11 protein-coding genes are annotated in these 13,581 nt (G+C 29.0%); 9 read left to right on the top strand and 2 right to left on the bottom strand.

Features of this window, described 5'->3' with window-relative positions; all coding sequences use genetic code 11:
* Positions 1 to 59: 59 nt before the first annotated feature.
* From tilS to L992_RS04355, 4 genes are all read left to right on the top strand, one after another.
* Positions 60 to 1,400, top strand: coding sequence for a tRNA lysidine(34) synthetase TilS (tilS, locus tag L992_RS04370; RefSeq protein WP_052191661.1), 1,341 nt, complete (start codon positions 60 to 62; stop codon positions 1,398 to 1,400).
* Positions 1,390 to 3,561, top strand: coding sequence for an ATP-dependent zinc metalloprotease FtsH (ftsH, locus tag L992_RS04365; protein ID WP_081982700.1), 2,172 nt, complete (start codon positions 1,390 to 1,392; stop codon positions 3,559 to 3,561). The genes tilS and ftsH overlap by 11 nt, the downstream gene beginning before the upstream one ends.
* Before the next feature lie 124 nt (positions 3,562 to 3,685).
* The gene (gene rpsO / locus L992_RS04360) at positions 3,686 to 3,946 is read left to right on the top strand and encodes a 30S ribosomal protein S15 (protein ID WP_047381572.1); all 261 of its coding nucleotides are present in this window, start codon (positions 3,686 to 3,688) and stop codon (positions 3,944 to 3,946) included.
* Positions 3,947 to 4,029: 83 nt separating this feature from the next.
* The gene (locus L992_RS04355; RefSeq protein ID WP_047394618.1) at positions 4,030 to 5,142 is read left to right on the top strand and encodes a YibE/F family protein; all 1,113 of its coding nucleotides are present in this window, start codon (positions 4,030 to 4,032) and stop codon (positions 5,140 to 5,142) included.
* A gap of 15 nt (positions 5,143 to 5,157) precedes the next feature.
* On the opposite strand, the gene L992_RS04350 is transcribed toward L992_RS04355, so the two are convergent.
* The gene (locus tag L992_RS04350; protein ID WP_047394615.1) at positions 5,158 to 5,664 is read right to left on the bottom strand and encodes an HAD family hydrolase; all 507 of its coding nucleotides are present in this window, start codon (positions 5,662 to 5,664) and stop codon (positions 5,158 to 5,160) included.
* 69 nt (positions 5,665 to 5,733) lie between these two features.
* Positions 5,734 to 5,994 carry a 30S ribosomal protein S20 gene (gene rpsT / locus L992_RS04345; RefSeq protein WP_047381566.1) on the bottom strand — a complete coding sequence of 87 codons (261 nt, stop codon included), beginning with the start codon at positions 5,992 to 5,994 and terminating at the stop codon, positions 5,734 to 5,736.
* Between the two features lie 265 nt (positions 5,995 to 6,259).
* Between rpsT and L992_RS04340 the strand changes: the two genes are divergently transcribed.
* From L992_RS04340 to L992_RS04320, 5 genes are read left to right on the top strand one after another with little or no spacing between them, the layout of a single operon-like run.
* Positions 6,260 to 8,722: a helicase C-terminal domain-containing protein gene (locus tag L992_RS04340; protein ID WP_047394612.1), complete on the top strand. Its 2,463-nt coding sequence runs from the start codon at positions 6,260 to 6,262 to the stop codon at positions 8,720 to 8,722.
* Positions 8,723 to 8,736: 14 nt separating this feature from the next.
* A complete protein-coding gene (locus L992_RS04335; RefSeq protein WP_047381562.1) occupies positions 8,737 to 10,806 on the top strand; it encodes an HD family phosphohydrolase in 2,070 nt (689 codons plus the stop codon).
* 27 nt (positions 10,807 to 10,833) lie between these two features.
* On the top strand, positions 10,834 to 11,298 hold the full coding sequence (gene ybeY / locus L992_RS04330; protein WP_047381559.1) for an rRNA maturation RNase YbeY: 465 nt from the start codon (positions 10,834 to 10,836) through the stop codon (positions 11,296 to 11,298).
* A 14-nt stretch (positions 11,299 to 11,312) separates the two neighbouring features.
* Complete coding sequence (locus tag L992_RS04325) at positions 11,313 to 12,023, top strand: diacylglycerol kinase (RefSeq protein ID WP_047381558.1); 711 nt, start codon at positions 11,313 to 11,315, stop codon at positions 12,021 to 12,023.
* Between the two features lie 19 nt (positions 12,024 to 12,042).
* Positions 12,043 to 13,563 (top strand): hypothetical protein, encoded by a 1,521-nt coding sequence (locus tag L992_RS04320; protein ID WP_047394610.1) that lies wholly within the window; start codon positions 12,043 to 12,045, stop codon positions 13,561 to 13,563.
* Positions 13,564 to 13,581 lie beyond the last annotated feature (18 nt).

Below are 13,581 nucleotides of genomic sequence, written 5' to 3'. Positions count from 1 at the left end.
TTGAAAAAGATTCTCTATATGGTATAATTCTATAAAATACTGTCATGAAGGGTAAAATTATGTTAAGAAAAATTTTAAAAAAAATAAAAAATGAAAAATTAATAGAAAATGGAGATAAAATTGTTCTTGGTTTTTCAGGAGGACCAGATTCAGTATTTTTATTAGAAGTTTTAAAAGAATTAAAAAAAGAGTTAGACTTTGAGTTTGTATTAGCCCATATTAACCACTTGTTTAGAGGTAAGAATTCAGACGGTGATGAGAAATTTAGTCTTTTAAGCGGAGAAAAGATAGGAATACCAGTTTTTATAAAAAGAGCTTCGATGGAAACAGTAGCTAAAGAAAATGGAATTGGATTAGAGGAAGCGGGAAGAATGATAAGATATGAATTCTTTTCAGAAGTTTTAAAAGAAACAAATAGTAATAAAATAGCAATAGCTCACAATTTAGATGATCAAATCGAAAACTTTTTATTTAGACTTATTAGAGGTTCATCTTTGGAAGGTTTAGAAGGAATTCAACATAGAGAAAATATAATTAGACCTATAAATGAAACATATAAAAATGATATTTTAAATTTTTTAGATACCCAAAATATTGAATATAGAGTAGATGAAACAAATTTTGAAAACGATTTTACTAGAAACAGCATAAGATTGGATTTAATTCCATTTATAGAAGAAAGATATAATGTTAGTTTTAAAGATAAAGTTCATAATTTAATTGAAGAGATTAAAGAGGTTAATGAGATTCTCAAAATAGATTTAGAAAAATATAAAATTCTTGAAAATGATAAGGAAGTTTTAAATATAGATTTGATTCAAACAGAAGATAGTTATATCCAAAGAAAAATAATTAATGAATATTTTAAAGAGTTTGAATTAGAATCATCTAGAGAAAAAATTGGAAATGTAATAAAACTATTTAAAAGTTCAGGAAGTAAAAATATACACTTAGAAAATAATTTTATTTTAAAAAAACAATATAAAAATATTTGGATAGAGAAGGAAAATATAGATAATTTAGAAAATATAAATATTAGTCTTATAAAAAAAGTACCCTTTAAAATAAAAGTTGATAATTTTATTTTAGAAGCATTTCTAGATGAAAGAAGTTTTGGTAAAAATGAATTTTTAACAAATTTAAAAATAGGTGATACTTTAGAGATAAGGTATCGAAAGGATGGGGATAGAATAAAACCTTTAGGAATGACTTCTCATAAAAAAGTAAAAGATATATTTATAAATGAGAAGATACCAAAGGAAATGAGGGGTACAATCCCATTAGTAATAAAAGATAATGAGATTGTCTGGATTTCAGGAGTAAAAAAAAGTGAAGACTTTAAATGTAGAAAAAATGAAAAAGGAATTAAGCTAATCATAAGGAGGCAAGATGAAGAATAGAGAAGATAATGAAAAAATGGCATTGCATAACTTCATTGAAGAAGAGCCAAAAAAAGATGACGTGCATGATGATGAAGCTAAAAAAGAAGAAGAAAAAAAAGTAAAAGATGAACAAGAACAAAGTGAATTAGAGGAAAGAAAAAGAAAAATTAAGGAAAAATTAAAAGAGGGAATAGATAAAAGTAAGCAGGAAAAAGAATCTGGAGAACCTAGAGAAATTGGAGGGAAATTTAATCTTAAAGGATTTGTAATGTTGTTGTTTATAGTAACAATAATTTTATCACTACCAACAATGTTCTCAAAGTCAGATTCATCAAATGTAAAGACTATTAGTTATACTGATTTTATAAAAGAGTTAAACGATAACAAACTTGTTAGAGTAGATGAAAGAGAAGGGTATGTTTATGGATATACTTCTGAAAAAGATACGACAGCAGTAAAAGCTAGAATGATAACTGATAGATTAGGGGGAGATTCTCAACTTGTTAGCTTGATAGAAAGTAAGACAGTCAAAATTGAATCGTTACCACCACAAGAGCTACCATTCTTATTAAATATGCTAGCATCTTGGTTCCCAATGCTATTATTAATTGGAATCTGGATATTTATGCTTAACAAAATGAATAAAGGTGGAGGTGGAGGACCTCAAGTTTTCAATATGGGTAAATCTAAGGCAAAAGAAAATGGAGAAAATGTATCTCAAGTAACTTTTGCGGATGTAGCTGGAATTGATGAAGCTAAAATCGAATTAGAAGAGGTTGTTCAGTTTTTAAAAGAGCCGGATAAGTTTAAAAATTTAGGTGCTAAAATTCCTAAGGGAGTTCTTTTATTAGGATCACCAGGTACAGGAAAGACACTTTTAGCAAAAGCGGTAGCTGGAGAAGCTGGAGTTCCATTCTTTAGTATGTCAGGATCAGAGTTCGTAGAAATGTTCGTAGGGGTTGGAGCTTCAAGAGTTAGAGATTTGTTCTCTAAAGCTAGAAAAAACTCTCCTTGTATAATTTTTATAGATGAGATTGATGCTGTAGGTAGAAAAAGAGGAAGTGGTCAAGGTGGAGGAAACGACGAAAGAGAACAAACACTTAACCAACTTTTAGTAGAGATGGATGGATTTGGAACTGAAGAGACAATCATTGTTTTAGCAGCAACAAACAGACCGGAAATTTTAGATAAAGCGTTAATGAGACCTGGAAGATTTGATAGACAAGTTGTTGTTGATAGACCAGATATAAAAGGAAGAGAAGCTATTTTAAAAGTTCACTCTAAAAATAAAAAGTTTGCTTCAGATGTAGATTTTGAAGTAATCGCAAGAAAAACACCTGGATTTGTTGGAGCAGATATAGCAAATATGTTAAATGAAGCCGCTATTTTAGCTGCAAGAGCTGGAAGAGAAGAGATAAATATGGCAGATTTAGAAGAAGCTTCAGAAAAAGTTACTATAGGTCCAGAAAGAAAATCGAGAATGGCTGTTCAGAAAGAAAGAATCATTGTAGCTTATCATGAGGTAGGGCACGCAATGACTCAGAGATTATCACCAAATACAGAGCCAGTTCACAAAGTGACGATTATTCCAAGAGGTATGGCTGCGTTAGGATATACTATGACGCTACCAACGGAAGATAGATATCTTAAATCAAAAAATGAATTTTTATCTGAGCTTGTAACTTTATTAGGAGGAAGAGCCGCAGAGGAGATTGTATTTGGAGATATAACAACGGGAGCAAGTAACGATATTGAAAGGGCAACAGCAATAGCTCATGCCATGGTAACAAAATATGGAATGAGTGATAAATTTGGACCAATAATGTTAGATGCTACACGTGATGGAGATATGTTCCAGCAAAAGCTTTATGGTGAAACGACATCTAAAGAGATTGACGATGAGATTAGAAGATTAGTTTCTACAGCTTATGCTAAAGCTAAAGAGATTTTAACAGATAATAGAGATAAACTTGAAGAGATAACTCAAGCTTTATTGAGATTAGAAACAATAAATGGTGAAGAGTTAGATGAGATGTTAGCAGGGAAAACTGTTGAAAGATTAGAAAAAGAAAATAGTATCGAAGAAAAAATTGTGGATTTAAAAGAAGAAGAGGAAAAGTTAAAAGAGGAGCTAAAGCAAAAAGCAGCTCAATCAGTTTTGGATAATACACCAGAGTAATATCTAGAAAATAAACTTTACTAAAAAAAGAAATTATGTTATAATTAATTTAATCTTTGCTAGGATTTACGATTAAGCCCCGTAGACCTTGGCCTAGATATTAAATATTCAGGAGGAAATAAAAATGGCTATAAACAAAGCAGAAATCATCGCAGCATACGGAAAAGATGGAAAAGATACAGGATCTACAGAGGTTCAAGTTGCTATATTAACAGCACAAATCAACCACTTAACTAACCACTTAAGAACTCACAAGAAAGACTTCCATTCAAGATTAGGATTATTAAAAATGGTTGGAAAAAGAAAGAGATTATTAAGCTACTTAATGAGCAAAGATATCGAAGGATACAGAGCTTTAATTGCTAAATTAGGAATCAGAAAGTAATTTTAAAACGAGGAAATTTTCCTCGTTTTTTTTTATAAGTTACACAAGAAATACACAATGAAAAAGTATAAAGGGGAAAAGTCATGAAAAGAATGATAATTTTGTTGTTTTCAATATTTTCAATAGTTATATTTTCACAAAATATTGAAAGCTATACAGAAGAGATAAGGCAAGAAGAGTATATAAAAGGAAAAATACTATCTTTAGAAAATGTAATAAAAAATGGGTATAATGAACAGGATGGAATAAGAGAGATAGAGGAGTATAAAGTTAAAATTTTAGAAGGGGAGGATAAGAATAAAGAGGTATTAGTTCAATCTCCGGTTTATGAAGAGAGAGCATATAATATATTTATAAGAGAAAAGCAAAATATCGTTTTATATAAAGAAAGTAGTGATGAAGCTGGAAATACATACTATATAGTAGACATAGATAAAAGAGATTCAATATTAGTTATAATTGGGATTTTTGTAGCGTTAACAATTTTTATAGCCAAACTTAAAGGCATAAAAGCCTTACTCTCTTTAGTTATTGTAGTGGCTATAATATATAATATATTTTTACCAATGATAGCAAATGGATATTCTCCAATTCTTATATCAACATTATGTGCACTTCTATGTTCTACGATTACAATATTTTTGACAACAGGATTTTCTCAAAAGGGTATTGTTGCAATTCTTGGAGCGGTTGCTGGAGTGATTATAGCAGGAGTAATTTCGATGTATTTTTCTTATAAAATGGCAATGACAGGTTTTGTATCTGTAGAAGCATTAAATTATTCGGCATTACTTCAAGGTATAAGAGTGAGAGAGATAATTTCGGCTGGAGTTATTTTAGGAAGTATGGGGGCAGTAATGGATGTATCGATGTCAATCTCTTCGGCATTAACTGAGCTTAAGGCTGTAGCCTCTAATATAACGAAAAAAGAGATTTTCGATTCTGGAATGAGAATAGGAGCAGACATAATAGGAACTATGGTAAATACTCTTATACTAGCTTATATAGGAAGTGGAATTCTTTCTACATTATTTATATATTTACAAAAAGAGCAATTTCCATTGATTAGAATTTTGAACTTTGAATCTGTAGCAGCAGATATACTTAGAGCTTTTGCAGGAAGTATAGGAATATTAGTTGCAGTTCCAATAACGTCATATCTTTGTTGTGTTTTGTTTGCAAAAAAAAATAGCTGAATTTCAGCTATTTTTTTATTGTTCTGTTGGAGTAAAGTTATTAACTACATTGGTCCATAAGTTTTCTTTTTTTAATATATATTCAATAAATTCTCTAACCGCTCCATCGCCACCATTTCTAGTAGAGATAAAATCAGATATTTGTAAAATTTCTTCAACAGAATCTTTTGGAGCAGCAGCAAGTTTACATTTTTTCATAACAGCTAAATCAATTAAATCATCACCCATATAGGCAACATTTTCATATGAAATATTGTATTTTTCTAAAATTAAATCAAGTGTCGCTATTTTATTTTTAATTCCTTGGTGAATCTCATTTATTCCAAGTTCTTGACAACGCTTAGTAACAATATGTGATGTCTTTCCAGTTATAATAGCTATTTCTTTACCTTGAGCAATAGCTTGAGTTATTCCTAGACCATCCTTAACATTAAAAGCTTTCATCTCGTCTCCTGAATTTGAAACGTAAAGTTTTCCATCAGTTAATGTTCCATCGACATCTAAAACAATAAGTTTAATCATTGAAAATCCTCCTCCAAAAATAAAATAAAACTGGAGATGTCTCCAGTTTTATTTCTTCGATAGCATCGATTATAAAGCGTTAACTTTTGCAGCTAATCTAGCTTTTCTTCTAGAAGCTGTGTTCTTCTTCATGATTCCTTTGCTTACAGCTTTATCTAACTCTTTGTAAGCTACAGATAAAGCAGCGTTAGCAGCCTCAACCTCTTTAGTTTCTACTGCTACTAATACCTTTTTAAGCATAGTTTTTACTCTAGATTTTACAGCTTGATTTCTCTCTCTGTTTCTCTCCGCTACGATAACTCTCTTTTTTGCTGATTTTGAATGTGCCAAATCAAAAACCTCCCTTTAATTTTAAATAAAATTTTCATATCATAATAACATAAATAACGCTTTATGTCAATATGATTCTAATACCAAGTATGGTAGTTCAATTTGACAGGTAAGCATAAAAAGAGACACAATTTGTACAATGGACCTAAGATATTTTATCATATTTAATAGAAAAAAAGAAGATAATTAAAAAAATATTTTATATTTTTTCAAAAAAAGGGTATTATATTATAGATAGAAATTAGTAAATAAAGAAAGGATAAGAATGAATATAGAGGAAAAAATATCTTTAATAGCTGCAGAAAAAATGAGATTAGAGATAGAGAATGTAGATGGAAATGAGGTATTTTTTAGAGGTATTCCAGATGAAAATGGCATAGTGATAGATGTCGAAGTTTTAGCTAGAGGAAATAGATATTCAGTTCCAGCAATACTGAAAGCGATGAGAAAAGGTGAAGTTATAATACACAATCATCCTTCAGGTCATTTATATCCGTCAGACCCCGATGTTGAAATAGCGGCTATATATTCAAATAGACTTGATGGAGCATCATATATAGTAAATAATGATGTAACGGATATTTATGTGATTGTAGAGTTGATTCAAAGAAAAAATGTAAAGATAGATATAAAGCCATATTTTGAAAAAAATGGACTTTTAGCCAATCTTTTTAAAGAGTTTGAATATAGAAATGAACAGTTAGAGATGGCTGAAGTTATTGAAAATGGATTAAATACAGAAACGAAAGTAATAGTAGAGGCTGGAACAGGAACAGGAAAGACTTTAGGATATTTAATACCAGCAATTGAATGGAGCATAAAAAATAAAAAAAGAGTTGTTATAAGTACAAATACAATAAATTTACAAGAACAACTTTTAAACAAAGATATTCCGATAGCTAAAAAAGTTATCCAAGGAGACTTTAATTATATGTTAGTTAAAGGTAGAGGGAATTACCTTTGTAATAGAAAATTACACAATGTAGCAACGGGAGATATTGTAGATTTTGAAGAATATAGCCAAAATCAAAAGGCTCAGTTTCGAGAAGTTTTAAAATGGGGTGGTAAAACAGAAAGTGGAGATAAGGCAGAGCTTCCATTTGAAGTCGATTATACAATTTGGGAGCATTTTCAGAGTGAGAGTGACATGTGTGCAGGAAATAAATGTCCTTTTAAAGCTGACTGTTACTTTTTAAAAGCCAGAGATGAGAAGAAGAAAGCAGATATACTGATAACAAATCATCATATGTATTTTTCTGATTTGGCAATAAGAAAAGAGATAGGATTCAATACGGAATATTCAATTTTGCCAGAATATGAATTGGTTGTTTTTGATGAAGCTCATAATGTTGAAAAAGTGGCAAGAGATTATTTTTCTTATGATGTTTCAAAATACGGGTTTACAAAAACTATGAATCAAATATATACAATGGAAAAATCTAAAAAAAGAGGAACGGGAAGTTTAGATGTCTTAATAAATTATTTAAAAACAGCGGATTATGATGGAAAAAAAGGAACTGAATCAGATTTAGAGAATGATATTAAATTGAGACATCGTAATTTATTTACATCTGGAAGAGCGTATTTTAATTTTTTAATAGAAATTTTTTCAAAGGGACAAATGTCGAGCATAACTTATAGATTAAAGAAAAATGAATTTGAAAGAGCTGTATTCTATGAGCAGCTAGATAATTTGAAGGATGAATTTATAGCAGATCTATCATCATATTTAAAAAAAGTTAGAACTATATTAGGAAGAATAAAAGATTTAGAGGATAAAGAGGGATATATAAGTGATTTTTCAAGATATATAGATCGATTAGACGGGTTCTTTGAAAATTTAAAATTTATTAATGCTTTAGATGATGAGAAATTTATTTATTGGGCAGAAGTAAATGGAAAAAAAAGTAATTCTAAATTGGTGGCAACACCACTAAAAATAGATGGAGAACTAGATAAAAATCTATATACAAATTTAAAACAGATGATTTTCACATCTGCAACAATAGCAATAGGAAGTGATTTTTCATATTTTAAAGAGAGCATAGGATTAAAAGAAAAAACTTTAGAAAAAGTTATTCATTCACCATTTGATTATGATAATCAAATGAAAGTTTATTTACCTAAAGATCTTTTAAATCCAAGTGATCCAAAATTTATAGACAGTATTAGAGATTTTTTAAAAAATTTGATATTGAAAACTTCAGGGAAATGTTTTATACTATTTACTTCTTATACGACATTAAATTATATGTATTATATGATAAAAGATGATTTAGAAGACGCAGGATTAAATTTATTAATTCAAGGACAAGCTCCGAGAACTCAGCTTGTGAATATGTATAAAAATATAAAAAATCCAGTTTTATTTGGAACAGATTCTTTCTGGGAAGGGGTAGATATAAAGGGAGAACAATTAAGTTCTGTAATTATAATAAAGCTACCATTTAAAGTTCCAAGTGACCCTATTACAGAAGCAATAATAGAAAATATAACTCAACAAAATAAAAATGCTTTTGTAGAATATCAAATTCCAGAATCAGTAATTAAATTTAAACAAGGAATTGGAAGATTGATAAGAAGTAAAAGTGATAGAGGAATTGTTACAATATTAGATAATAGAGTAATAACAAAAAGCTATGGAAAATACTTTAAAGATGCAATACCTACAAAAAATATAAAGATACTTAATAAAGAAGATATTTTAAAGGATATTTCTAAAACTTAAAAGGAGTAACTAATATGAAGAAAATTGAGCTGTTTGGTCTGAGCTTGACTTTTAAGATTAACAAAAAGAATGCAGATGATGCTGAATTATATACGAAAGATAATCATTTAAAGGAGAAAATATTTTATTTAATTTTGATGGTTATGGTAATAGTTATTAGTTCAAAGAGTGGCTATATAGTAAATACACAAAAGTATGATATAGGAGATGTAGCAATAAATGATATTTACTCTCCAAAGAGTATTCTTTTTAATGATAGAGATAAAAAACAAGATATTATAAAAAATTTAATGGAAGGTTCAAAGAAAGAATATATCTATGTACCTCAAGCAGGTAGCGTTTATATATCTGGTGCTGAATATTTATTTGATGAAATTTTGAAGAAAGATTTCAAAAAAAATAAACTTTATTTAGATAGAGTTGAAGATATAATAGGGAAACCGTTATCTCCAAAATTGATAAATGAATTGACTCAGCTAAATAAAAGAGATTTGACGGATACTAAAGAAAGAGTTATAGGATTTTTAACAAAAGCTTATGCAACAGGAATCATAAGAGAAAAAGGAAGTTTAACAATCTCTCCTCCAAATGATGAATTATTTTTAGAACTGTCTGATTTTGATAAGAAAATTGTAGAGAATTTTTTAACGGCAAATTATATCTATGATGAAACAAAAACTAAAAACTCGATAGCAGAAAAGATATCTCAGATAGACGATCAGATTTTAGATATAAAAGCCGGAACTTTACTTGTGAAAAAAGGAGATATAATAACAGATAGTAGAGCTAAACTTTTAGAGGCTGTGGGAATATATTCGTATAAAAAAAGTTTAGGTTTTTCAGTTGCAAATTTTTTATATACAATTATTTTAACTGTTATATTTTATCATTTGTTAGCAAATAAATTTAAAAAGAATATATTAAATAAAAATGTTTATAGAAGTTTGTTTTTAATATATACTATAGGATTTTTAGCATATAGATTTACACAACCAGATCATATATATTTTGTACCGTTTGAAACTATGTTTTTCTTGATGTCTATACTATTTGCTAAAGATTTTGCATTTATAATGACATTGATGTCAATAACGTTTTTATTCCCAATTGTAGGATACGATCCTATTTTTATAATAGTGACATTTTTAGCTTGTTTGATGGGATCATATTTGATAGAGAAGGTTACAACAAGACAGGAGTTAATTGCTTTAGGAATGAAGTTAGCAGTAACTAAGTTTTTCTTATACTTATTATTAACATATTTTATAGGAAGAGAAAAGAACTTGATAGCCTTACAAAGTGGAGAAATAGTTATATCGGGACTGCTTTCAGGTATGTTAGCCATAGCTGTTCTACCGTATTTTGAAAAAACATTTAATATTTTGACGACATTTAGATTGTTGGAATTAGGAGATTTGTCTCATCCTTTATTAAAATTATTATCTATGAAGGCTCCAGGGACGTTCCATCATTCGATGATGGTAGCAACTTTATCTGAAGCAGCAGCAGAGGCTATAGGTGCAAATGCAATATTTGCTAGAGTTGCATCTTACTATCATGATATAGGAAAAATGAAGAGACCCAAATTTTATGTGGAAAACCAAGAGGGGGGAGAAAATCCTCACTCTAAAATATCTCCATTTTTAAGTACTCTGATAATAACATCTCATACTAAAGATGGAAATGAGTTAGGAAGAGAATATAAAATTCCAAGAGAGATAAGGGATGTTATGTTTGAGCATCAAGGAACGACTATGTTAGCTTATTTTTATAATAAAGCTAAACAGCTAGATCCAACGGTTTTAGAGGATGATTTTAAATATAGTGGACCAATTCCAAGAAGTAAGGAATCGGCTATAATAATGTTAGCTGATTCGATAGAAGCAGCGGTAAGATCTTTAGATGAAAAAACGCCAATAACTATTGAAAATATGTTAAGAAGGATTATTAACTCGAAAATAGAGGATAATCAACTTTCTGAAGCGGCACTAACATTTAAAGAGATTGAAATAATAATTAAAACTTTTACAAAGGTATTGATGAGTATTCACCATGTGAGAATAAAATATCCTGGGCAAAAGTAGAATAAGAGAGATTAAAAGGAGTTAGAGATGGAAGTAGTTTTAGATTTTTCTCTAGAAATAGAGGGATACAATGAATATATAAAAGAAGATGAAGTACAACAATATATCTGTGAAGTTTTAAATGATGAATTTGAATCAGAAAAACCAGTATATTTATCAGTAGCCTTAGTCGGAAATGAAGATATTCAAAGAATAAATAGAGATTTTAGAGATAAGGATAGACCCACGGATGTTATCTCATTTGCTTACCATGAAACAGAGGATTACATGATAGGGCCATATGATACATTAGGAGATATTATAATATCTTTAGAAAGAGTAGAGGAACAATGTAATGAGTATAATCACTCATTTAGAAGAGAGTTCTTCTATGTTTTAACTCATGGAATGCTTCACCTTTTAGGATACGACCATATAGAGGAAGAAGATAAGAAAGAGATGAGGGCTAGAGAGGAAGAAATTTTAGGGAAATTTGGTCATACTAGAGATTAGACGGGAGGATGCTTATGAAAAAAGGGACTAAACAGGATGTAACACAAAGTTTTAATGTTGCAATTGAAGGGATAATAGAGACAATTAGAACAGAGAGAAATATGAAGTTTCATGCTTTTTGTACAATATTAGTTTTGATGATTTCAATATTTTTAGGTGTTAGTAGAATGGAGTTAATTGTGTTATCAATTAGTATGTCCCTAGTTTTAGCGGCAGAATTATTAAATACAGCGATTGAAAGTTTTGTAGATTTAGTTTGTCCAGACTATAATCTTTTGGCCAAGAGAGCAAAAGATGTTGGAGCGGGTGCTGTTTTTATAGCAGCAACAAATGCTTTAATAGTTGGATATTTAGTATTTCATAAAAGAATAGCGGGAGAGTTTGCAAATTTTTTCGATTTACTAAAAGAATCATATGCTAATGTAATTGTTTTTATATTGATTTTTTTAGTTATATTGGTAATTACAATAAAAAGTTTTTTTAAAAAAGGAACTCCTTTAAGAGGAGGAATACCTAGTGGTCATAGTGCTTTAGGTGGTGCACTCTTTGTAGGAATATTCTTTTTAACAGATGATGTTAGAATTTTTTATCTTTCGCTTTTTCTTTTAATTTTAGTACTACAGTCAAGAGTTGAAGGAAAGATACATACTGTATTGGAAACCCTTATAGGGGCAGTACTAGGAATGGGAGTAACTTATCTATTCCTATCATTATTAAAAATTTAGATTGTTTGGGAGTGGTATAATGCAAAGAGCGAAAGATTATCTATTGCTTAGTGTACTCTCTTATTGTAATTTTTCACAAGAGGATTATAAAAAAAATTTAAATCAAATTTACAGAGAGAACGATTCATTAAAATTAGATAGCGATGGTTTCTATTTTTCAAATTCAAAAACAAGATATTTGTTTTATGATTTTTTTAAAGAGATTCTTCCAAATTGGGAGATATTCTATGTAGAAAGTAAAAGAGCTTCAGATCTGGATAAAAATTCAACAGGTTTTTATAGTGTAGTTTTTAAAAATACAAAATATGATAGATATGTTATCTCTTATAGAGGAAGTGAGAAATATCCTTTGGAGGATGCATACAAAGATTTTATAGAAAACGATTTGAAAATAGGTTTGGGTGTAAAACCGAAGCAATTTTATGATGGGCTAGAAGTTTTTAATAAACTTTATGACGAGTTTAAAATTCCTAAAGAGAAAATATCTATTACTGGTCACTCTCTGGGTGGAGGGATAGCTCAATTTGTAAGTATCATGGTAGATAAGGAGAGAGGATTTATTCCGTATACTTGTACTTGGAATGCTGTAGGAATCAATAGAGATGGAATAATAAATCTTTTGGATTTCTTTAATTATGATAAAATACTAGATAAATTAAATTTAGATGATATAGAGAGGCAATATTTTTTAGAGTTTAAGAATGAATATTTATCATTCTTTTTGAAAGAACTAAAAAAAGGTAAAGTGATAAAAGATAACAATACTTTATTATTGACAGGGAATATAGAAGTAACACCTCAAATTGATGAAAGCTTTGTAAAAAGTTTTGTAAAAAGTACTAAGTTTGAAAATCTATTGGGAAAAGTATCTGTAGATACAAAAAATAGATTGCTTGATAATAATAAAGTGTTTAATGCCTTGTTTAAAGTTGATAATTTAACAGAGGAACTTTATCAGGCTGATTATTTTATAAGAAGAATAAAAACAAATAAAGTTTATGAAGAAAATATTGTTAATTTTTGTCATTCTGAGGATTTGACAGTTTCACTTTTTCCTCATATAGGAGCAGTTTATCAAGTTGATAAATATTTTTTGAGAAAAGAAGTGAGGAAGAAAACTATTTTTTCTAATTTTTTATTTTTTACTAAGTCAGTTCAAGATTATCATTATCAAGATATTTTCTTACCTTTCATTGAAGTTGAGGGAGAACGTATTGGGATGTTTAGTAAAAATCTGTCGATTGGATATTTAGGAACTATAATTAGAAAGATTTTAACATTGGAATACTGTGTTGAAAGAGAGTTGCTTGCAGATTATTATAGTTTAGTTCCAATGACAGATAGTAATTTTAAGAAGATAAAGACAGAGATTTTGAATGCAATAAAAAAATGTGGTGATGATATTTTATATAAATCACAAGCATACAATCAATTAAAAGATATGGATCAACAGACTTTTACAAGAGTATGGGAGAATTTGAAAATGAAGCTACCAAGTCCATACAGAATACAAGATATTTATGATTTGATATTATTTTAAAAGGACATGAAATTCATG

The sequence above is a fragment of the Cetobacterium sp. ZOR0034 genome, from assembly GCF_000799075.1.
Taxonomy (GTDB): domain Bacteria; phylum Fusobacteriota; class Fusobacteriia; order Fusobacteriales; family Fusobacteriaceae; genus Cetobacterium_A.
Note: the sequence above shows the minus strand (reverse complement) of the source record. Positions and strands in the feature narration are given on the sequence as shown.